The organism is Paenibacillus sp. FW126-R14, from assembly GCF_058789495.1.
The window spans coordinates 49,448-71,825 of sequence record NZ_JBYTBS010000029.1 but is presented as its reverse complement, the minus strand read 5'-3'; the positions used below and the strand labels follow the sequence as shown (position 1 = coordinate 71,825).

23 protein-coding genes are annotated in these 22,378 nt (G+C 47.5%); 22 read left to right on the top strand and 1 reads right to left on the bottom strand.

The window, feature by feature from the left end:
- Positions 1–11 precede the first annotated feature (11 nt).
- The 4 genes from AC3WRW_RS18700 (at position 12) to AC3WRW_RS18685 (ending at position 3,178) form a co-directional block, all read left to right on the top strand.
- Entirely contained in the window at positions 12–464 is a 453-nt protein-coding gene (locus AC3WRW_RS18700) for a BlaI/MecI/CopY family transcriptional regulator (RefSeq protein WP_492547817.1), read from the top strand.
- Positions 442–1,308, top strand: coding sequence for a M56 family metallopeptidase (locus AC3WRW_RS18695; RefSeq protein ID WP_492547816.1), 867 nt, complete (start codon positions 442–444; stop codon positions 1,306–1,308). The genes AC3WRW_RS18700 and AC3WRW_RS18695 overlap by 23 nt, the downstream gene beginning before the upstream one ends.
- A 169-nt stretch (positions 1,309–1,477) precedes the next feature.
- Positions 1,478–2,095: a copper resistance CopC family protein gene (locus AC3WRW_RS18690; RefSeq protein WP_492547815.1), complete on the top strand. Its 618-nt coding sequence runs from the start codon at positions 1,478–1,480 to the stop codon at positions 2,093–2,095.
- Positions 2,096–3,178, top strand: a complete 1,083-nt coding sequence (locus AC3WRW_RS18685; RefSeq protein WP_492547814.1) for a copper resistance D family protein — start codon at positions 2,096–2,098, stop codon at positions 3,176–3,178.
- Between the two features lie 47 nt (positions 3,179–3,225).
- Here AC3WRW_RS18685 and AC3WRW_RS18680 read toward each other — a convergent pair whose 3' ends face one another.
- Positions 3,226–4,317 carry a copper resistance D family protein gene (locus AC3WRW_RS18680; protein ID WP_492547813.1) on the bottom strand — a complete coding sequence of 364 codons (1,092 nt, stop codon included), beginning with the start codon at positions 4,315–4,317 and terminating at the stop codon, positions 3,226–3,228.
- Positions 4,318–4,626: 309 nt separating this feature from the next.
- Between AC3WRW_RS18680 and AC3WRW_RS18675 the strand changes: the two genes are divergently transcribed.
- From AC3WRW_RS18675 to AC3WRW_RS18590, 18 genes are all read left to right on the top strand, one after another.
- Positions 4,627–5,550, top strand: a complete 924-nt coding sequence (locus AC3WRW_RS18675; RefSeq protein WP_492547812.1) for a MetQ/NlpA family ABC transporter substrate-binding protein — start codon at positions 4,627–4,629, stop codon at positions 5,548–5,550.
- Positions 5,551–5,637: 87 nt separating this feature from the next.
- A complete protein-coding gene (locus AC3WRW_RS18670) occupies positions 5,638–6,666 on the top strand; it encodes a methionine ABC transporter ATP-binding protein (protein ID WP_492547811.1) in 1,029 nt (342 codons plus the stop codon).
- Positions 6,659–7,315 carry a methionine ABC transporter permease gene (locus tag AC3WRW_RS18665; RefSeq protein WP_492547810.1) on the top strand — a complete coding sequence of 219 codons (657 nt, stop codon included), beginning with the start codon at positions 6,659–6,661 and terminating at the stop codon, positions 7,313–7,315. Before AC3WRW_RS18670 ends, AC3WRW_RS18665 begins: the two co-directional genes overlap by 8 nt.
- Before the next feature lie 18 nt (positions 7,316–7,333).
- On the top strand, positions 7,334–8,524 hold the full coding sequence (locus AC3WRW_RS18660) for an MFS transporter (protein ID WP_492547809.1): 1,191 nt from the start codon (positions 7,334–7,336) through the stop codon (positions 8,522–8,524).
- Between the two features lie 92 nt (positions 8,525–8,616).
- The gene (locus AC3WRW_RS18655) at positions 8,617–8,907 is read left to right on the top strand and encodes a DUF2325 domain-containing protein (protein WP_492547808.1); all 291 of its coding nucleotides are present in this window, start codon (positions 8,617–8,619) and stop codon (positions 8,905–8,907) included.
- A 210-nt stretch (positions 8,908–9,117) separates the two neighbouring features.
- Positions 9,118–10,452, top strand: a complete 1,335-nt coding sequence (locus tag AC3WRW_RS18650) for an LLM class flavin-dependent oxidoreductase (protein ID WP_492547807.1) — start codon at positions 9,118–9,120, stop codon at positions 10,450–10,452.
- A gap of 1 nt (position 10,453) precedes the next feature.
- A complete protein-coding gene (locus tag AC3WRW_RS18645) occupies positions 10,454–10,990 on the top strand; it encodes a GNAT family N-acetyltransferase (RefSeq protein WP_492547806.1) in 537 nt (178 codons plus the stop codon).
- Between the two features lie 16 nt (positions 10,991–11,006).
- Positions 11,007–11,867 (top strand): transporter substrate-binding domain-containing protein, encoded by an 861-nt coding sequence (locus tag AC3WRW_RS18640; RefSeq protein WP_492547805.1) that lies wholly within the window; start codon positions 11,007–11,009, stop codon positions 11,865–11,867.
- The gene (locus tag AC3WRW_RS18635; protein ID WP_492547804.1) at positions 11,867–12,568 is read left to right on the top strand and encodes an amino acid ABC transporter permease; all 702 of its coding nucleotides are present in this window, start codon (positions 11,867–11,869) and stop codon (positions 12,566–12,568) included. The genes AC3WRW_RS18640 and AC3WRW_RS18635 overlap by 1 nt, the downstream gene beginning before the upstream one ends.
- A 41-nt stretch (positions 12,569–12,609) precedes the next feature.
- Positions 12,610–13,299 carry an amino acid ABC transporter permease gene (locus AC3WRW_RS18630; RefSeq protein ID WP_492547803.1) on the top strand — a complete coding sequence of 230 codons (690 nt, stop codon included), beginning with the start codon at positions 12,610–12,612 and terminating at the stop codon, positions 13,297–13,299.
- 194 nt (positions 13,300–13,493) lie between these two features.
- Entirely contained in the window at positions 13,494–14,510 is a 1,017-nt protein-coding gene (locus AC3WRW_RS18625; protein WP_492547802.1) for an LLM class flavin-dependent oxidoreductase, read from the top strand.
- Between the two features lie 42 nt (positions 14,511–14,552).
- Positions 14,553–15,044 carry a DinB family protein gene (locus AC3WRW_RS18620; RefSeq protein WP_492547801.1) on the top strand — a complete coding sequence of 164 codons (492 nt, stop codon included), beginning with the start codon at positions 14,553–14,555 and terminating at the stop codon, positions 15,042–15,044.
- Positions 15,041–15,577: a GNAT family N-acetyltransferase gene (locus AC3WRW_RS18615; protein WP_492547800.1), complete on the top strand. Its 537-nt coding sequence runs from the start codon at positions 15,041–15,043 to the stop codon at positions 15,575–15,577. The genes AC3WRW_RS18620 and AC3WRW_RS18615 overlap by 4 nt, the downstream gene beginning before the upstream one ends.
- Positions 15,574–16,611 (top strand): LLM class flavin-dependent oxidoreductase, encoded by a 1,038-nt coding sequence (locus AC3WRW_RS18610; RefSeq protein ID WP_492547799.1) that lies wholly within the window; start codon positions 15,574–15,576, stop codon positions 16,609–16,611. Before AC3WRW_RS18615 ends, AC3WRW_RS18610 begins: the two co-directional genes overlap by 4 nt.
- A 32-nt stretch (positions 16,612–16,643) precedes the next feature.
- On the top strand, positions 16,644–18,296 hold the full coding sequence (locus AC3WRW_RS18605) for an ABC transporter substrate-binding protein (protein WP_492547798.1): 1,653 nt from the start codon (positions 16,644–16,646) through the stop codon (positions 18,294–18,296).
- A gap of 13 nt (positions 18,297–18,309) precedes the next feature.
- A complete protein-coding gene (locus AC3WRW_RS18600) occupies positions 18,310–19,239 on the top strand; it encodes an ABC transporter permease (RefSeq protein WP_492547797.1) in 930 nt (309 codons plus the stop codon).
- 55 nt (positions 19,240–19,294) lie between these two features.
- Positions 19,295–20,188: an ABC transporter permease gene (locus AC3WRW_RS18595; RefSeq protein WP_492547796.1), complete on the top strand. Its 894-nt coding sequence runs from the start codon at positions 19,295–19,297 to the stop codon at positions 20,186–20,188.
- 13 nt (positions 20,189–20,201) lie between these two features.
- Positions 20,202–22,235: an ABC transporter ATP-binding protein gene (locus AC3WRW_RS18590; RefSeq protein WP_492547795.1), complete on the top strand. Its 2,034-nt coding sequence runs from the start codon at positions 20,202–20,204 to the stop codon at positions 22,233–22,235.
- Positions 22,236–22,378 lie beyond the last annotated feature (143 nt).

The window sequence follows — 22,378 nt, the reverse complement described above, 5'->3', positions numbered from 1 at the left end:
GAATTAGCTATATGAAAAAAATGAGTTATCGTATACAAGAAGAGGGATTGAACCGATTTTTGGGCTCACTTGAGACTTTGATTATGGAATTAATGTGGGATTCTGGCGATTGGGTAAATGTTCAGCAGCTTCGGGAAAGCTTGAAATCAGAGCATGACTACTCGGTAACGACAATCATGACCGTATTAAACCGATTATCTGAAAAAGGCATCTTGGTGAAGCAAGCTTTAGGGCGAGGGCGTAATAAACTCGCTCAATTTAAGGTTGCAGCTTCCAGGGAAGATTTTATTGTGGAACAAACCAGAAATGTTACAGAAGGGCTCATCAAGGATTTTGGGGAGGTCGTCGCTGCCCATCTGATCGATGTTATGGAAGAAATAGACCCTGACCTTCTGAAGAAAGTGGAACATATGCTTCAAGAGGCTAAGATGAGGAACAGTGATGAAAACAATAAATCAAGCTAATCTTGCATTCGCTGTATATGTATTCATTACATCGGCTTTATTTATCTTATTGATGTATGCGCTATATCATCAACTGATGGATATTAGCTGGATACCCAGTATTACACATATGATGTTGGGTTTCTGGCACGATTTCCGTTTCAGACACTCCGTTGGGGAGTCGTTGTTAACTATCGTTTTCTTATATACGGTCGTAACACTGCTTTTCTTTGTAATAAAGGATATGTATCACCATCTTAGATGGAATGCGTTTATCAAGCAGCAAACAGAACGAACTCTCACTTTAAAATTGAACCGGAAGTACAACGATGTTGGCATTCCTATTCTGGTGGTTGTTGATAGGGAACCATTTGCTTTGACTTCCGGCGTTTTGAAGCCGCGGATTGTTATTTCAACCCGTTTACTGGAATCACTCTCTGAAAATGAAATGAAAGCCGTTATTCTGCATGAAGCTTATCATGTACGCCACGGTCATCCGTTGAAGAAATGGGCTTTGAGACGCTTAGCTCAAGGGATGGTGTATATCCCAATACTGAAAGGATTATCGTTGTATTACTCAATTTGGATTGAGCTTCTGGCCGACCGCTATGCGATAGAACAGATGAGAAATAAAACCTTTCTGGCATCCGCCATTGTTAAGCTGATTCATCATTCAGAATATAGCAAAACAAGGAAGCTAGTTGCAGCGGCTGATTTTGCGAAAACGGCAATAAATTATCGTTTGAAACAGATCTTAGATCTGCAAGAGAATCTGCAAGTTGTATCTTTTTCAATGAGGGCTCTCTGGTTATCAGTTATGGTCGGGGGTCTTTTCACATCAATTGTTATCATAAGTTGTATTTAAAGCGTGGAGATGATCCGCGTTTTTTTATTGCCTTTTTTTGATTTCTAAAAGTGAACATATTAGTACATATTCATGTATGGTGTTGACAGTGAGATATGGATACTCTACATTTAAAACTATGATGCGTAGTATTTTATGAAAAAATTGTAGAATAACCGGAGGAAACAATATGTTAATCAATCTTCAAGCAAATAAGCTATCTGCGAAAATAGCAATTATTACTATCGTTCTGTTGTTCTGTCTAACGAAGTTTCTGTCCATATCCGCCTTTGCACATACAGGACTAGGAAGCTCCAATCCTAAAGCCGGAGCGGAAGTTACGGAAGCTCTACAGGAGATTACGTTAACATTTGAAGGTAAACTAGAGAACCTAAGTACGTTTAAATTGTTTGATAGTAATAAACAAGAGATTCAGGCTAATGTTTCCCTCAAAGATAAGATTATGACAGGGAAATTGAGTCAACCGCTCTCTAACGGCAGCTATGAGGTACAATGGACAATTGTTGGCGAGGACGGCCATCCGATTCAAGGGAAGTATACGTTTACCGTTAGAAATGCAGCAGATAAGCCCTCTGAGCTTAAGGAAACGGCTGCTCCTACGCCTTCTCCGTCTCCATCCGTAGCGCCTTCACCAGTGCCTTCAAGCACACCCGTGGTCGATAAGGTTTCGGAGTCCCAAACACCAACTGAAGCGGCAGCTTCAAAGAACCACTGGAACTGGATTATCGTTGCAGCCATCCTGGTTGTATTTCTTGTAGTTTTGTCGATCACTAGGAGGAAAAAGTAATTGATATATGTTCTTTCGGAGGCTCTACTCTACATCTGCTTCGCTATTTTAACAGGCGTAAGTGTACTCGCTCTTGTTCCAGAGCATAAGAAGCCTAACTACCACATATCTGATAATGTTTTAACATGGATATTGCTTGGGATTGTTGTATTATCATCGTTCCAAATAATAAAACTGATCCTCTTTTATAAAGCTGCTCTAGATTACGAACTTACTTATCTCACCTTCACGGTTCTAGGAGATTATAATGTTGGTAAAGCTTGGTTCCTTACAGTCATTGTTGTAATGCTGATCATCTACGTTCTTGGCCTAAAGCAGAATTCCAAATTGATGAAATACAAGAGAGCAGCAATTCCTGTATTAACAGGCATTTTGTTAATGACATTCGGATATGCGAGCCACTCAGCTGCTATTTATGGATGGACTGGATTTGCGGCACATACGGCACATTTTATTGCTTCAATGGTTTGGATTGGCGTAATGATCGTTATCGGATGGAGTACGATTGAAATCCGCAATTGGAGAGCATTCTTGAAGTGGTTTACTCCGATGGCTGTCTTATGTGTAGTGGTTACCATTGGTGCAGGTTTGCTGCTAATGAGCAAACTATCCCCACAGTATGTGAACTCCTGGATATCGTCCTACGGTCAATCCATGTTGATTAAACATTTATTGATCGTTCCGATTATCGCGTTAGCCTGTATTAACGGGTTTTTGCTGCGCAAAGGGACGCCCGGAACGTTATCTTGGCTAAAGGCGGAAAGCATGGTTGTTATTCTATTGTTGGCTGTAACAGCATTTATGGGGCAGCAAGCGCCACCTCATGATGATCTTAAAGAGCTGCTTGATGAGGAACCTCCTTCATCTTTATTTATGTGGGTGACTGGCTATCATGCAAGCCAAGGGGTGGAACTGCAGATCGCCCCGAACTTAGCTAGTGCAGGACTTGCTGCAATTGCAATCCTATCTTTGATCGCCGGTTTATTTTGGGGTTGGAAAAAGCAAAAACAAACGTTAGCTTTCGTCGGAACATTGCTATTTGTTGTCTGCGGGTACATGGCTCTCATGCTTTCTGTATCCTAATAAAGGTTAAGGGACCCCTTTGTCGGGGAGAACCTTAACCTTTTATTCTAAGTGACACTAACCATCACAGAGACATACGTTACGACTGCAAGTACCATCCCCAGGCAGATAACAATCAACGATGCACTTTGTCTTTTAATAAATACGAAGAGCATAGTGATAATTAGCAGGAGTGCTAGAAGCAGCAGGGCTGCACTCCATAAGTTGATCCCAATTTTAACGATATTATCAACGGGGATTGGGTTAAAAAGCGTAAATAAACGCGATGGTTGTGTTAATTTCAATGTATTTTCAATACTTATTTCATGAGGAGGGTTCTGTTGCCCCATTACTGAGGTAGCGGCAAGCACAAGAATGGCTGAAATACTCTCAACCCTCAGCCAAGGTTTGGGGTTATATTTCGGGTTAGCTCTGAATTTCCGCTTCGTAAGAAACCCATTCATAAAGGCGATAACTAAAAGGGGAACAATCAATACATGTTTAATTAACAGGGTTTGCCCATATGTTATCATCCAGGAGTTCAAGTATTCAGGAACAATCAATGTCATCAGAATAAGTCCTGCTGCAATCGTAACGGATGCACAAACTAAAGCAACAGGGCCAAACCATTTGTAAAAGGATTCCCAGTGTTCATGATCTTTTGAGAACCAAGTTACCACAAAGAGTACGCCGATCCAGACCGAGACAGCAAGGAAGTGTGAGCTATGCGTCATAAAACCCTTCATCGCATAATTAGAAGCACAGTGGCTAGCCCACCCGAAAGCACCAATCAAACCAATTGTGAAAATAATGCTTATCATATCAATAAGAGGCTCTTTTCTGGACCCGCGCAGAACTCGAATAAATATTAAGGCAATGGAGAAAAAAAACGTATATAACCATGCATGGCCCAGTTTAAAATCAAGAAGAACACCTTTACCTATCACCCAATAACTTTCTCCAAAGTCTTTTGAGAAAAAGTCAATTATTCTAAATACCGGGGCAAAGGATAGGATGGCAATTCCGCTGATACATAAAATAATCAACCAGTTGGGCACTTTAATGCGTGGCCGCTTACTCGAAGGAACCAGGTTCAAAACTTGCTCACCGACAAGGATACAGAAACAAACGTATAAAAATGTCTCAGTTAGATAAATCATATTCGCTCCTAAAAAACTACATAGTATGTTATTTTGTTGGAATCTATTATAGCTTATTAGTTTGCTTGAGAATCAGTAAGTTTTGTACGATTTTTGAATTTTGCCGCGAGCATCCCTTTGTGTATGTTGAGGATGGAGACTCGTTGTTGACAGAGTTTGGGTTATGATGCTATGATACAAATACCAAGTAAGTTTATAGGAATATAATAATATCTATTACTGACCGGAAAACCGGAAGCATGGAGGCTGAATCCATGCTTTTTTTCGTTCACATCATTGCGAGGCCCGGTGGAGTAATAGATGCGTCGAATGGCAAAAACATTAGAGATTATGGGAGTGGGGAAAGGTATGAAAAAGTCGTATTTATTATCTATTTTATCAATGATTTTCTTATTGGCGGTAACCGGATGCGCAAAACCGTCGGATACGAAACCTGCTGCAAGCACAGCAGCAGCTGCAGCTGCGGCGAGTACGGCATCTGCGCCTTCGCCTTCAGCTGGTCCGGCAAATGAGAAAGCGAAATTGAAAGTCGGCATTTCCGCAGGCGTGGAGGAAGAAATTTGGAAGAAGGTTAAAGAAGTAGCGGCGAAAGATAACCTGGAAATCGAAATTGTTACGTTCAACGATTACGTTCAGCCGAATAAAGTGTTGGCGGACGGCCAATTGGATGCGAATGCTTTCCAACATGAGCCTTACCTCAACCAATTCAAGGCAGATAACAAGCTGGATATCGTTAAACTGGCGAATACGTTAAATTTCCCGATAGGGCTGTATTCGAAGAAAATTAAAAACGTTTCGGAGATTAAAGAAGGCGATGAGCTTGGACTGCCGAATGATCCGTCCAACGGGGCAAGAGCATTGATTTTATTTGAACGAGCAGGTTTGATCAAGCTGAAGGAAGGCGTAGGCGTTAAAGCTACAGTACGCGATATCGTAGAAAATCCTAAGAAGCTTAAATTCAAGGAATTGGAAGCTCCTTTTATCCCGAAAGCTCTACCGGATCTTACAGCAGCGGTAATTAATACGAACTATGCCGTGGATAATGGGTTTGTACCTACCAAGGATGCGATTTTTATCGAACCTAAAGACTCACCATGGGTAAATCTGATAGCTGTGCGCACAGCCGATAAAGATAAACCGGTATTTCAACGATTAGTTAAAGCTTATCATTCTGATGAAGTGAAGAAGCTTGTTGAAGACAAGTACGGCAGTTACATAGTGCCCTCTTGGTAAATAGTTCGCTAGATGGAAAAACAGAGGTCTCTTTCCAATCGAAAGGGGCCTTTTGCTTTATAGCTGTGCGGAGAGGAGAAGTGCATGTTGATTGAGTTAAGGGATGTCAGTAAAACCTTTGAACAAAAAGGAGTTCGGATAGAAGCGGTTAGAGATGCCAATATTCGAATTCGCAAAGGTGAAATATTCGGTGTGATCGGCTACAGTGGGGCTGGCAAAAGCTCGCTCTTGCGCTGCATCAATTATTTGGAAAAGCCAACTTCAGGCAGTATCAAGATCAACGGCGTGGAGATGTCGGAATTAAACGAGAATGGTCTCAGGATGATGAGAAGAAAGATAGGGATGATCTTTCAGCATTTTAACCTGCTATCTTCAGGGACTGTGTATCAGAACGTAGCCGCCCCACTACAGTTGGCCAAGGTTCCAAAAAAGAAGATAGATGCCAAGGTAAGAGAGCTGCTTGAATTAGTTGGAATTCAGGATAAGGAAAAGTCTTATCCGCGTCAGCTTTCGGGAGGGCAAAAGCAGCGTGTTGCCATTGCGAGAGCGCTGGCGAACGATCCGGAGATTTTGCTATGCGATGAGGCAACCTCGGCATTGGATCCTCAAACTACCGAATCGATCCTGGATTTGCTTATAGACATTAACCGTAAATACGAGATTACGATTGTCCTTATCACACATGAAATGCATGTCATCAAAAAAATATGCGATCGGGTTGCTGTTATGGAAAATGGCCGCATTGTCGAGCAAGGTTCGGTTATCGATCTGTTTTACGCGCCTCAAAGCGATATATCACGCAAGTTTATCCAAAGCGTTTTTGACACGGAAATTCCGAAATTGCTGTTGTCTCAATTACAAAATTCGGAGGAAACAGGCCAATTAATCCGGGCTTCGTTTATTGGCAATTCTGTCACTGAGCCTGTGCTGGCAGACTTAACGGCACAATTCGGCCTGCGGCCCAGCATCATTTATGGGAATATCACCCAAATCAAGGAGAGTATCTTCGGTACGCTTGTTTTACATGTAACCGGGGATCCGATACTTATTGAGAATGGCATACGCTATCTAAAGGAGCAGAGTTTGAGGATTGAGGTGATCCAAATTGTTGAATAAATTAATCGAAGATGCGGATCTCTATGTGAAATCGCTCAATGAAACAGCTGTCATGGTCGGTTATTCGTTCGTTTTTTCAAGCTTGATCGGATTATTATTAGGCGTGCTGCTTGTGGTGCTTCGACCTGGTCACCTTTATGCAAACCCGGCTGTGTATCATATTTTGAATGCTATCATTAATGTCATTCGTTCTATACCCTTTATCATCATCATGGTTGCTATTATTCCCTTAACGAAATGGCTCGTTGGCACGACCATTGGCGTGAAAGGAGCTATTGTGCCTCTTGTTTTTTACACCGCACCTTATATCTCGCGTTTATTGGAAACGGCACTGCTGGAGGTCGACCCCGGTGTCATTGAGGCTTATCAGGCTATGGGCGCTTCCAAGCGGCAGATCATTACCCGGGTAATTTTAAGAGAGGCACGGCCATCTTTGATACTCGGACTTGCAATTGCTACGATCGGGTTGGTTGGGGCATCCGCAATGGCCGGCGTAATGGGAGCAGGAGGCTTAGGGGATGTAGCGATAAGGTTCGGATATCAGCGTTGGGAACCGGATGTGATGTACACTTCCGTGCTTTTGCTTGTTATCATCGTTCAGATCGTTCAATCATTAGGAAATTGGATATCGAAGAGATTGAGGAAGTAAGAGAAAAGCGGTGGCAGCATGGAACATTATTGGAAACGCAATCTGTCTATGTTATGGCTGGGCTTATTTTTTAACCACATGGCGTACACTCTTTCGGTTCCCTTTTTTCCTATTTTTTTGCAGGATGATCTAGGAATTCAGAAAGGTTTGGAAGTTTGGTCGGGCTTTTCCATATCGATCAGCTTTCTGATTAGTGGGGTGTGTGCGCCCTTTTGGGGGGCGCTGGCGGATAAATATGGCAAGAAACCTATGCTCATTCGTTCCGGCGTAGGCTTAGCTTTGGCACATTTCGCTAACTACTTCGTTCATGACCCGTACAGTTTCATTCTTGCTAGGATCTTTCAAGGACTTATGGCGGGTTTTAGTCCTGCATCAATCGCTTTGGTTGGCACGAATACACCGGAGAAACATGTCGGTTACGCGCTGGGCGTCATCTCGACGTCAACTGCTGCCGGGGGAATTCTTGGGCCGCTCGCAGGAGGCGTATTTAGCCATTGGATGGGTTTACGGGCGTGCTTCCTTGCCTCTGGCCTTATTACGCTAATTTCCGCTTTCATCGTTCTGATAGGGGTAAGAGAGGATCATGTACGGCATACGGGAAGACGTCCAAGTGTTATCGGCGATCTTAAACAAGCACTTGGCAACACACGTTTGATGAGGATATTCGGACTAACCTTATTAGTCTCAACTTCGGTCATGATTTTGGAGCCGCTGCTGACGATCTATGTGGTTCAAATCGGCGGAAGTGTTAACAATGCTACACTCAGCTCGGGTATTGTATTCTCGGCAGTGGGCGTAGCTACAGTCATTATTGGGCCCCGCTGGGGAATTATCGGAGGGCGTATCGGTTATGACAAAATACTGTTCATAGGGCTATTAGGCGGAGGCATTGGCAATTTGCTTCAGCTCGGTGTTCATCAGCTTGTCGGCTTTGGCATACTGCGTTTCAGTTATGGGCTGTTTTTTGCCGCCGTTTATCCCGCATTGAATTCACTTGTCGTCAAGTATACGGAGGCTGATTTTCGTGGAAGGGCAATCGCTTTAAACCAATCGTCGAACCAATTTGGCATTGTGGTGGGACCTTTGCTTGGCGGTGTACTCGGAGGATGGATTGGAATTCAATTCGTATTTCTCGTTACGGGCCTTACATTGATTGGAGCCGCCTTGACGATGAAGGTGCTTGAATCATTTCAAAATAATTCCGACTAAACATATTGACATTGTCGTATAATGAGTTAGGATAGGTATAACGGATTGCGGAATGGTTAAACAAAGACTCATATTGAATGGAGGAATCGATAATGAAGACGGTTGCGATTATTGGCGGAAGTCAAACGAATACTTTTAAAAAGCTAGGTGAGAAGAGAGGTTTAATTGTAGAGCATCATAGTGGTAAAACGGGGGGCGGCTCGATCGAAAGCCATTTTCAACGAATTATTAATCATGCAGATGTGATTATCATCTTAAAAGGGGCGATTAAACATACTTCAATGTGGGCCGTGCGGGAACTTGCGGAAAAAAAGGGAAAGAAGCTTGATTACCATGATGGTTTTGGCGCAACTGGAGCGCTCGAAAAGGCTTTACAATTATAATTAGCAATGACATCGCGATTTTGGCGATGTTTTTTTATTTTTTTGAAATTGAAGCTGACGTGCAGGCGGGTCTTTTCTCTAATAGAACTTTTTTATAGATGAATAGAAGAATGCGATATACACTGTGACCAACTGTTGAGATATAGTAATCCTATGAAATTAAATCCGATTATACCTATTGGTATTAACGGTTAATGGGGAGTGACTAAGATGGCAAAAAGACAATTAAAGCTGGGAGCTAATTTAAACGGGGTAGGAAACAGCATATCCTTCTGGAGGCATCCCGAAGTGCCAACCGATGCGAGCGTCAATTTAGCATTCTACAAAGAACAGGCTCGTAAAGCTGAACAGGGAAAATTCGATCTATTGTTTATTGCAGACGGCTTGTTTATTAATGAAAAGTCCAATCCTCATTTTCTAAACCGCTTTGAGCCGCTAACACTGCTGTCAGCCTTAAGCGATGCTACGACCCATATCGGTCTGGTTGCAACTTTATCTACTTCTTATAGCGAGCCATTCACAGTTGCCAGACAGTTTGCTTCTATCGATCATCTCAGCGGAGGAAGAGCAGGCTGGAACGTCGTGACATCACCTTTGGAAGGCTCGGCACTTAACTTCGGCAAAGGCGAGCATCCGCATCATTCGCTGCGTTACGAGATTGCCGAGGAACATCTTGAGGTTGTAAAAGGGCTATGGGACTCGTGGGAGGACGATGCTTTTGTCCGAGACAAGAGCAGCGGTGTATTCTTCGATTCCGCCAAGCTTCACACGCTGCACCATAAGGGCAAACACTTTGCTGTGCAGGGGCCGCTCAATGTTGCGCGTTCCAAGCAAGGGTACCCGGTCGTGTTTCAAGCGGGCTCCTCGGACTCCGGCAAAGAGCTTGCTGCCAAATCGGCAGACGCCATATATACGGGGCACGAGACGTTCGAGCAAGCGCGAGCTTTTTATCAGGATGTAAAAAGCAGAGCTGCCGCTTACGGTCGTCAACCGGATGAGATATTGATTTTCCCGGGCATTGGCCCGATTGTCGGCAGAACTGAAGCGGAAGCGGAGCGCAAATATCAGGAAATTGCCGAACTTGTCACTATCGAGCAGGCACTGAATTATTTGGGGCGTTATTTTGAGCATTATGACTTCTCGCAGCATGTCTTGGATGAGCCCTTTCCGGAGCTTGGCGACTTCGGCAGCAACAGCTTCCGCAGTACGACAGACCGGATTAAGCAGGAAGCCAAGGAACAGGGGCTCACGCTTCGACAGGTTGCGCTGCGGGCATCTACGCCGAGAAGCAACTTCATCGGAACGCCGGAGAAGGTGGCTGACCTGATCCAGCAATGGTTCGAGGGAGGGGCAGCGGATGGCTTTAACATTCGAACGGTCGTACCGAACGGACTCGCGGATTTTGTTGATTTGGTCGTGCCTATTCTGCAGGAACGCGGAATATTCCGCAAGGAATATGAAAGCAGCACGCTGCGGGGCAATCTTGGGTTGCATGTACCTGTGAACCGTTACATTCGGCAGTCCGAAGCGGTGAGGGGGAACTAGCATGTCAACCGCGACCGATGTATGCGTAAGAGATGCCAGAGAGGAAGAATGGGAGAAGGCTGTCGCCTTGACGATCGAGGCATACCGTCAGTATGAGCCGGGCTTTGGTCCCGCTTTCTGGGAGCAATACATAAGCAATATCAAGGCGCAGTGGGGGCGCACGGAGGATATCTGGCGTCTTGTCGCTGAGCAGGATGAAACGCTCGTAGGGGCGGCGCTTCTATATCCGCCTCAAAAGGGTTTGTATGAGAAGCTGAGCGAGACAATTCCGTATCCGGAAATCCGTCTCCTCGGCGTACATCCTTCTGCCAGAAGCAAGGGCATCGCTACCTCGCTGATTGCAGAATGTGTCCGGCGTGCCAAGCAAGAAGGGTTTTCTTATCTTGGCTTGCACACATCGAACCGAATGCCAGATGCTGTGCGGCTTTATCTCGGACTGGGATTCGAACGCGAGCCCCGGTACGATTTCTTCGCAGCTGACCAGACAACGGTGGTTGAAGCCTACCGATTGACGCTACAGAGCAATTATCTCGAATAAACAGGAGGATGTATCTATGAAATTATTAAAATCGACCACCGTTATACTAGCTTCCGCATTGCTGCTCGCAGGTTGCGGAGCAAAGGCAGAAAAAACAATCTCCCCGGCAACGGCATCGGGCGGAGCTTCTCCGGCAGTGTCACCGGCTGCTGCAGCGCCACAGAAGGTGAAGAAAATCGTAGTCGGAACGAGCGGTACATTTAAGGACGTGACTTTCCTTGACGATAAGGGAAACTTAACCGGCTATGATATCGAATTGACGAAGGAAATTGATAAGCGTCTGCCTGACTATGAGTTCGAATTTAAAACGATGGAATTCGCCAATATTCTCCTGAGTTTGGAAGCCGGTAAGATCGATCTGGCGGTTAATCAATATGAAGTGAACAGCGAACGGCAAGCCAAATTTCTGTTTAACGACGAAGCCTACAACATATGGCCGAGCAAAGTCGTCGTGAACAAAGACAACAATACCGTGAATTCGATTGAAGATCTTAAAGGTAAGAAGGTCATCACCTCTCCGGGAAGCAATGGCGCCGTCTGGCTGCAGGATTACAATAAAAGCAAAGGAAACCCTTTCGATCTTGTCTTTTCCGGCAGCGGGGGAACGAATGATGTGATTAACCAGATTAAAACAGGGCGTGTAGACGCAACGATATCGACGCCGTTCCAAGTCGCAGGACGCAATAGAGACGCGGATGCGCAGCAAAAAGTCGTGGGACCCGTACTTTACACATCCAAAATTTACTATGTACTGCGTAAAGATGAAACAGAACTGAAAAGCAAAATCGATGAGGCTATAAAAGCAATTAAAAAAGACGGAACGCTGGCAAGCCTCAGCAAAAAATGGTTAGGAGAAGATTTTACAGTGACACAATAATGGGAAAACCTTTTGATTTCTCACTGATTTGGGTGTACTTGCCTAAGCTGCTGTCTTACCTGCACATCACGTTGTTCATTGTGCTGGCTTCCGTTGTATTGGGCTTACTGCTGGGGTTAGTCATCGCACTGCCAAGGCTGTACCGGATTCCACTGCTTAACCGGCTCGTTATTATTTATATTTCCTATACAAGAGGCACGCCTATCCTGATTCAGCTATTTCTCGTCTATTACGGCGTGCCGGAACTGCTTAAAGCAGTCGGAATCGATGTGAGCGATGTCCAGCCGTTAGTTTTTGTCATTCTCACCTATGCGCTCCATTTCGCAGCCTATTTCTCTGAAATTGTCCGGTCTTCGGTAAACGCCGTAGACCGTGGCCAGGCGGAAGCCGGCTATTCGATCGGCATGAGCGGCTATGCCGTGCTGTCACGAATCGTTCTGCCCCAGGCGTGGAAAGTAGCGCTGCCGAATGTGGCCAATCTGACGATCGGCACACTCAAGGATACCTCGCTTGCCTATACGCTGGGAGTGATGGATGTGGTGGGACGAGCCGAAATGCTCGGGACGACTTATCATTTCCTTGAAATTTGGATTGCCTTGTCCATTATTTACTATGCCGTGGTGCTTTTATTGGAATACATGTATCATCGTTTCGAGCGCAGGGTACTGCGTTTTGAACAGGCAGTCACGGATATCAACTAGAAGGAAAGGAGGAAACAGCCATTCACATCGATTTTCAGTTTATGTTGGAAGCCTTTAGAGCTATGTTGAAGGTGCTGCCGTTAACGCTCGTTATCTCAATCGTTCCCCTATTCTCGGGGTTCATTGTCGGTGTGCTTATCGCTTTTATTCGAATGTACAGAATCAAATATCTTCACCGCGTCGCGCAATTTTACGTTTCCTTCTTTCGAGGAACGCCGCTTTTGCTCCATATTATGCTTGTTTATTTTGCCATTCCGATGATTTTTGATTCCGTTGCAGTGCGATATGGCTGGAGTGTGCGTTCCAGCGTGATCCCGCTAATCCTGTTCATTTTCGTGGCGTTCACGTTGAATATCGGCGCATACATGTCGGAAACGATCCGCTCGGGCATTTTGTCCGTCTCCAAAGGGCAGCTCGAAGCAGGCTATTCGGTTGGCATGACGACCTGGCAGGGAATGAGGCGTATTGTCATTCCGCAAGCGCTGCACGTAAGCCTGCCGAATTTACTGAGCAAATTCATCGGCTTGCTGCATGGCTCTTCGCTTGCTTTTATGATATCGCTGCAGGAGCTGAACGGCACAGCGCACATCGTCGCGATGAGGAATTGGAAATACCTTGAGGCCTACATCGCTGCGGCTGTTATTTACTGGATTTTGACCATTATCGCCGAAAACATCTCCACTTTATTGGAAAAACGTTTGAATGTATACAACCGCAGCGGTGTCGTTTAAGCAAAATCCCGGGAATTCGCAGAGGGTATATTGATTTGTTGAATCGATGTATAGAAGAACTCTATTAGACGAGAGCTTATAGAGGATGCTAAGGTTAGATCAGAATTAATTCTTAGTATTTATATAGGAATTATATGTTTAGATGCGGTCACTTGGTCAATGAGCTTTCATATTCCATCTAGGGAGGCAACCTTATGACGATTTCAATTGGCATTTTGGATCAAAGTCCGATCTCCCCCGGGAGTTCAGCGTCTGAGGCGTTTGCCCAAACCATTCGGTTAGCCCAAAAAGCTGAGGAGCTCGGCTTTCACCGATTTTGGGTGTCCGAGCATCATGATTCGGAATTTCTCGCAGGCTCCTCGCCGGAAGTTCTTATCTCGCACTTGCTAGCTAAGACAGAGCGAATTCGCATCGGATCAGGCGGCATCATGCTGCAGCACTACAGCCCCTATAAAGTCGCTGAGAATTTCAACGTGCTGGCTTCGCTGGCGCCTGGAAGGGTCGACTTGGGGGTTGGGAGAGCGCCGGGCGGGCTGCCTCGCAGCACACAGGCGCTGCAGCAAGGAATCGCAGCGCCTCAGACACTGACGGAGAAGCTCACAGAGCTTAAGGCATATGTGAATAACCAAGTTCCGGAGGATCATCCGTTGTACGGCGTTCAAGCATCGCCGAAAGCGGGCATTCCGGCTGACATTTATTTGCTTGGAGCCAGTACCGACAGCGCACAGCTTGCTGCCGGGTTAGGTCTTCCTTACGTTTTTTCGTTAGCGATTAACGGGGACCGCTCAGCCGCTATTGATGCCATACAGGTATACAGGTCCAACTTTCAACATGCTTCGAATCGACCGCCACAGGCAATACTTGCCTTGTCCGTTATCGTGGCAGACACGGATCAGGCAGCGCATGCGCTTGCTGTCGAACAGAAGCACTACAAGGTGTATTTGGCCAGTGGCAAAAAAGCGACCGTAGGTACCTTAGAGCAGGCCGAGGAATTCGGCAGGCAGGCCAATGAGCCATACACAATTGAGGAGAAGAAGGCGGAAGTTACCCGAGGCTCTAAAGAGACAGTTCGTGAACAGCTGTTAGATTTACAGCGGCTTACAGGCGTGGAGGAGTTCATCGTTACGACTAGAATCGAGGATTTCGCAGAAAGAGTCCGTTCTTATGAGCGTCTGGCAGAAGCTTTGAACAGTCTGGAAGCGGCCGTCTAGCACTCGCAGCATTTGAACTATTCATTATAAGGAGGATACGAGATGAGTCAACAAGACATTCAAGCCTATTTGGCTACGCATAACCAATTGCTTCAGGCTGTGGAAGGACTGACTAGGGAACAACTCATTTGGAAGAAGGCTCCTGCTTCTTGGAGCGTGACAGAGGTTTTGGCCCACCTTGCGGATCATAGCCTTGTGATTTCATTCCGAATTCGCGATATTTTGGCGGGGACGACGGTCCGGCTGCCTGCTTTTAACCAGGACGCCTGGGTTAGCGGGCAAAGGGCTAATGACGGTGATGCAGCCGATATTTTGGCGATATTTAATCAATTGCTCCAGTATAACGGCTTATTATTTTATCGTCTTAACGATGAGGAATGGCAAAAGTCCGGCATAAATGCTAAAGGCGACACAGTCAGCGTAACAAACATTATTCAGGGCTTTACAAAGCATGTGAATACCCATTTAAACCAAATAGAACGGATTAAGCATTTTTTTGCTACCGCAAATGAGCATGAGGTGAGCTCTTCATGAGCGAAGTTTATCGTCTTGCTCAACCCGAGGATGCCGGGCGGCTTGTGGAGATCGTCTACGATGCGTATATCACGATACGCGAGCTGAAGCTGCAATGGCCCGCAGCGCATGCCGATTTGGCATTAGTCGAAGAAAATATCGTTAAGAATGCCTGCTATGTTCTGGAAAAAGACGGACAGATTGCCGCTACGCTAACCTTATCCAAAGATGGCGCCAACAAGTGGAGCAGTGAGTATCCGTTTCTCAAATGGTTTGCGGTCCATCCCGATGCGCAAGGCGGCGGGCTTGGCACTAAGCTGCTGACTTGGGTAGAGGAAGCCGTCATTCGCGATGAGCTCGGCGTGTCGGCTGTCACACTTGCCACAGCAGAGAAGCATCCATGGCTGCTGGATATGTACGAACGAAAAGGTTACGAGCGCATCGATGCCATTGACCGGGGCAATGGCGACGGCACGATGTATTTGCTGCGTAAAATTGTGAACCCTCAGCTGCACGCTCAGAGAATTCGTAAGCACCAAGGAGGAGGGTTATGAAATTCGCTTTATTTAGCTTAGTGATGAATATCCGCAATGCGGTTACCGGTGAAACGCTGACAACGCAAGAGAAGTTTCAGAACATACTCCAGCAGGCGATTTACGCCGAAAAGCTCGGATTTGACGCCTACGGTATCGGGGAAAGACATGGGCCTCCGTTTCTTTCTTCCTCACCGGCCGTGCTCCTGACAGCGATTGCTGCGCATACTTCGCGCATTCGTCTGCTGACAACGGTTGCGGTGCTCAGCGTTCTGGATCCAGTTCGTGTTGCCGAAGACTATGCGACGTTGGATCACCTTTCGGGAGGACGTCTGGAACTGATTATCGGCAAAGGCAATGACCCGAGGCATTATCCGCTATTTGGCATCAAAGAAGAAGAGCAGTGGGATTCGCTTGCTGAAAGGTATGCCCTGCTCAAACGAATATGGAGCGAAGAGAATGTCAATTGGGAAGGCAAGTATCGTCCCCCTTTGCAGGGCGTTACCGTTGTGCCAAGACCGCTTCAAGCGTCGATTCCGATCTGGCACGGCAGCGCCTCATCGCCGCTCTCCACGGAGCTTGCCGCCAAATATGGGGAACCGATTTTTTCCTCCAATACGTTTCATCCGTTACCGAAGTACAAGGCGTTGATCGATCACTACCGTGAGAGATGGGCTTATTACGGACATGATCCTAGGCGTGCTACGGTTGGAGCGGGAGCAGGCACATTATATTTGGCGAAAACGACTGAGGAAGCGATTCGGCGCTTTCGCCCGTATTATGAGGCTTTTCATTCCACGGATTCAGCGAAACATAACCAATCGCCTTTTACCAGTTTGGAGGATAACTTAGCAAACGGGCCGCTGCTCGTGGGCAGTCCTGAGCGTGTTATCGAGAAAATATTGACCTATCAGGCCGCTTACGGCCACCAGGTCATGTCGATCAGTGTGGACGGCTTGACGGAAGCTGAACAACGGGAGCAGATGGCATGGTTTGCCGAAGAAGTTGCCCCAGTGCTTCGACGGGAGATTGCAAGCAGTGTTTGGTCAGCTTGATTTATTTATTTGACATTGGAGTGTGCTCATTAATGAAGAAATTACGTTTTATCCCCATCACGCTGCTGCTGGCAGCTGCCGTTACGGTTTTATCCGCGTGCGGAGGAGCCGGCGGCGAAAACAAATCGGCATCGCCGGCAAGCTCCGCTAATGCTTCAGCGAACGGGCAGGCAGTAAGCGGCGGTGAAATCTCCTATGCGCTGGCAACCTCGCCGGATTCGCTTGATCCGCACCGCAGCGGGTTGGCCGTTGCCGTCAGAGTATTCCGGACGATCTATGACAATCTGGTTGTGCAGCTGCCGGACAACACGATTAAACCTTGGCTGGCAACGGAATGGTCGATTTCGCCGGATGGTAAAAGCTACACGTTCAAGCTGCGCAAGGATGTGAAATTCCAAGACGGGACGCCGTTTAATGCGGAAGCCGTGAAATACAGCTACGATCGTATTCTTGATCCAGCCACGAAAGCAGCTAATGCTTCCGCACTGCTTAAGCCATACAAATCTTCGGAAGTGATTGACGAATATACGATCAAGCTGAATCTGGAGTCGCCATCGGTCGCTTTTCTGGGCAATTTGAGTCAAGCGATGCTGGGGATCGTATCGCCTACAGCCGCTAAGAAATACGGCGATCAATTCGGCAGAAATCCGGTCGGTACAGGGCCCTTCAAATTCGTTAAATGGGAAGACAATTCCGAAATCAAAGTCGAGCGAAATCCAGATTATAATTGGGCCCCTTCGCTGGTTGAAAATAAAGGCAAAGCGTATTTGGATGCGATCACATTCAAAATTATTCCTGAAGAAGCAACCCGGCTCGGCAGCGTGCAGAGCGGTCAAGTGACGGCGGCAGAAACCATCCCTCCGCAAAATGCCGTGGCGCTGAAAAACGATGCCAAGCTTCAGCTTCTGCAAGTAAACACAAGCGGCTTGCCGTATACGCTCTTTTTTAATCAAAGCAGAGTTCCTTGGAATGATGTGAAGGCGCGCCAGGCCGTACAATCTGCAATTGACGTCGATGCTATTGTCAAGACGCTATATTTGGGCACCTATCAACGCGCATGGTCGCCTTTGACACCAACGATTTTCGGTTACGATGCTTCCCTTGAAAATAAGGTTAAACCCGATCTTGACAAGGCAAATCGTTTATTTGATGAATTGGGCTGGGTTAAAGGAGCAGACGGGATACGCGAGAAAGACGGGAAAAAGCTGACGCTGCATTATGTAGACGGTTCGCCGAATCGGGAAAAGCGCAACGATATTGCCGCCATCGTCCAGCAGCAGCTTAAGAAAGTCGGAGTCGCCGTAGAAGTCGAAATAACCAAAGATGTTCAGAGTGTTATTTATACGGCCCAAGCCTACGATCTCTATGGCAACAGCCAGGTGAATTCAGACCCGGTTGCCTTAAATTCGTTCTACCACACAACGGCGCCGAATGCTCGTCCGTCACTCTCCCATTTATCGGATGCGGCTCTTGATAAACTGCTTGAACAAGGAGCTGTAGAAGCGGATGAAGGGAAGCGCAAGGAAATTTACAAGAATGTACAGCGTTATATCATTGACAATGCGGTCATTATTCCTGTTTACATTTTCCCCTACACCGTAGCAGCCTCGAAAAATGTGAGTGGCATCAAATTTGATTCATTAGGTTATCCGCTGTTCAATGACGCGTCTATCCTCAAAAAGTAAGGAGGCCGTTCGGGTGGTAAAGGCATTAGCGATCCGTTTTGTCAGCTCTTTAGGCGTTATTCTCGGTTCTTCCATCTTGGTGTTTTGCGTTTTGTATGTACTGCCCGGTGATGTTGTGATGAATATGATCGATCCGAGCACAATGAGTCCTGAAGCCATTGTGAATTTGCGCCATCAGCTTGGGGTAGACCGGCCGTTTGCCGAGCAGTTTACGACCTATTTCAGCCACGTTCTTGTCTTGGATTTCGGCAATTCGTTACTGAACTCAGAGCCTGTGCTGCCCAAAATTATGACGCATTTCCCAGCGACATTGGCGCTAACGGCTGCGGCTTCGCTGGTGTCGATTACCGTCGGGCTCGTGCTGGGCGTGTTATCGGCGATTCATCGCAACAAACCGATCGATATCATCGCCAGAATTGTCGGGTTGTTCGGCATTTCCATGCCGACCTTCTGGTCAGGAATTTTGCTTATCTTGATATTCTCCGTTTCCCTTGGATGGCTGCCGGCTCTTGGCTCTAACGGCTGGCAAACGCTGGTTCTCCCAGCCGTTACATTAGGTATGCTGGGAGCGGGCTTTATCGTCCGAATGGTTAGAAATTCCATGCTGGAAGTGCTCGGGGAAGCATTCATTACTACGCTGCGAGCCAAGGGCTTGCTGGAGCGCTCGGTGATGTACCGCCATGCGCTGCGCAACGCATTAATCCCGGCAGTTACCATGCTGGGCATTCTAGTCGGCGAGATGCTCGCCGGCACGGTTGTCATTGAGACGGTATTTTCCCGGCAAGGCGTCGGCAGAATTATTGCAGACGCGATTATGGCGAAGGATCTGCCGGTAGTGCAGGGCGTAATTTTATTCTCCGCAATCGTTTACGTCCTGGTGAATTTACTTGTCGACATCTCGTACGCCTATATCGATCCCCGGGTCAGACGATTCCAAACTTAAGTTTATGCTTACCAAATCAGTTTTCTAACGAAAGCTTTAAAGGAGGTTGCCTAGGATGAGGGAAGTCGTCACTGCGAAACCTTTGTGGCGGGTGAAACAAAACGGCCTGACCATTCACCGCAAGAAACTGAAACTGAGCTCTTCACGTTTCATCCTGTATGCGTCAACGGTTGTCGTTGTATTTCTGATGATCTGTGCCATAGTGCCGCAATGGATTGCGCCTTATTTGCCGACCGACATGCAAACGGATCAGATTTTGCGTGCTCCCGAAGCGGCTCATTTGCTCGGGACGGACTATTTTGGCCGGGATGTGTTCAGTCTTATTGTGTATGGCGCCCGGGAGTCGCTGTTCATCGGTTTTGCTTCTGTTCTTGTAGGCGGACTGCTGGGAGGGCTGATCGGCGCATGTGCGGGATATTTCGGAGGATGGACGGACCGTATACTGATGCGGCTCAATGATATCGTCATGACGGTTCCCGGCGTATTGCTGGCGCTCGCGATTGCTGCGGCACTCGGCCCTGGGCTTTGGAATATTGTACTCGCTGTTGCTTTGGCGGCAGTTCCTAACTATGCCCGTGTCATGCGCGGGCAAATTCTCAGCGTCAAAAATCGGCCGTTCATTACCGCTTCCCGCTCGATCGGGGCTACACAGCTTTCTTTGTTTATGAAGCATGTTCTGCCGAATTCTCTTTCTCCGCTGCTCGTTATGGCGGCTATAGGCGTCGGAACAGCGATACTGACCGGGTCCGGTCTTAGTTTTCTGGGGCTTGGCGTATTAAAAGAAATTCCTGATTGGGGGGCGCTGCTATCTCAAGGCAGGGGCTACTTGACGGTAGCATGGTGGATTTGCACGTTTCCGGGGTTGGCCATAACGTTGTTCGTCCTGTCCGTCAATGTAATCGGCGATGAACTGCGCGATGCGCTTGATCCCAAGAAACGGCAGTCATAGGAGGGCGTAGAGGATGAGTGCATTACTATCCGTAGACCGGCTTGGCGTACAATTTGCAACGAATCGGAATGTCGTGCAGGCTGTCAGCGAGATAAGTTTCTCCATTCAGTCCGGTGAAATTGTTTGTTTGGTCGGGGAGTCAGGAAGCGGAAAGTCCGTGACCTCCAAAGCGATCATGCGCTTAATTGAACATGAGAACGGGGAGATTACCTCCGGTACGATCAAGCTCGGCGATGTCGATGTCACGGCGCTTCCACTGCAAAAGCTGCGTTCCCTGCGGGGGAAAAGAATTGCGATGGTCTTTCAAGAGCCAATGGCGGCTTTTGATCCTGTTTTTACAATTGGCAGCCAAATTACGGAGACCATTAGACGCCATGATCGTCATATTACTGCCCGAGAGGCAGAGGAGGAAGCTGTCCGGCTGCTTCAGCGGGTAGGCATCCCGGAGCCGGAGCTTCGGCTTAAGCAGTATCCAGGAGAGCTGTCTGGAGGGATGCTGCAGCGAGCTATGATCGCGATGGCTCTAAGCGGCAAACCGGAGCTGCTGATTGCAGACGAACCGACAACCGCTCTGGACGTGACGATTCAGGCGCAAATTTTGCAGCTCCTGCAAGAGCTGAGGAGTGAGTATAACATGTCCATCCTGCTGATCACCCACGATCTTGGGGTTGCGGCAGAGATGGCGGACCGAATCATCGTTATGTATGCCGGTCAAATCGTCGAGCAGTCGGCAGTTGTGGATTTATTCGCCCGGCCACGGCATCCGTATACGCTCGGGCTGCTGCGCTCTATTGCAACGCTAGACAGCGATCGCGCTCAGCCCCTCTATGCAATCCCCGGTTCGATACCCGGTATGAACAGTCTCCCATCCGGATGCCGTTTTCATCCCCGCTGCGCCTTTGTGACAGAATTGTGCACCAGGGAGGCTCCGGCGCTGGAAGATAGAGGCGGCCGTCAATCGGCTTGCTGGTATGCTGATCACCTGCCGGAACTGCAAGATGCCCATGCAGCGGAACAAGTTCCTGAAGTTGAAGTTCGCGAGCGTTCTGTTCTTGAAGAGGTTAACTCCAAGCGGGAGGATGGACCGCTTATTGAGCTGCGTCATGTAACGAAGCATTATCCGTTGAAAAGCTCTTTCCTTTCAAGGGATCGGAAGTGGATTCAAGCTGTCGAAGATGTATCCTTCACGATTCGAAAAGGCGAAACGTTCGGTCTGGTCGGCGAATCGGGCAGCGGCAAGTCGACGCTTGGGCGAATGCTGCTTCATTTGGAGAAACCTACCTCCGGTACGGTCTTATTTGAAAATCAAGACCTGGGCGCATTGTCAGGCTCCCTTTTACGCCAACAACGGAAGGATATGCAGATGATCTTCCAAGATCCTCACGGCTCCGTCGATCCCCGATGGATGGTAGGGGATATTATCGGCGAACCGTTTGCGGTGCATGGTGTACGGAAGGGCAAGGAAAAGAGAGAATCCATCGAGACATTGCTGCGCCTTGTGGGACTTGATCCAAGTGTTTATGACCGCTATCCGCATGAGTTTTCAGGCGGGCAACGCCAGCGTATCGGCATTGCGAGAGCGATCGCTCTGGGGCCGAAATTCTTACTGGCGGACGAAGCGGTTTCGGCTCTCGATGTATCCGTTCAAGCGCAGATTATTAATCTGCTGCAAGAGCTGCGCAAACAGCTTGATCTTACGATGCTGTTTATCGGTCATGGCTTGCATGTTGTCCGTTATGTGTCTGACCGTATCGGTGTCATGTATTTGGGCAAGCTGATTGAAATTGCGCCCAGCGAGCAGTTGTTCCGCCATCCGGCGCACCCGTATACAAGAGCGCTAGTGGCTTCGATCCCGGTTGCCGATCCGCTGGGGCAGCGCTCGTTCAAAGCGATTGAGGGAGAAATTCCGTCACCGGCTAGTCCCCCGAGTGGTTGCAGATTCCGCACAAGGTGCCCTGCTGCGACCGCAAGATGTGCTGCGGAAGAACCGCAATTCCGCGAAGTAGGCCAAGAGCATTTCGTGGCTTGCCACGATCCTCTGGTTTAAATGTATAAATTCCGATTGACATACTTGGTAATACTCGGTAAAGTATAGGATAATTCAATAGCTGTCAACCGGTCAGCCGGAGACCTGTGAAGCCTTCATCTACCTATGGTCAGATGAAGTGTTCGGAGGTCTTTTTGTGCTTG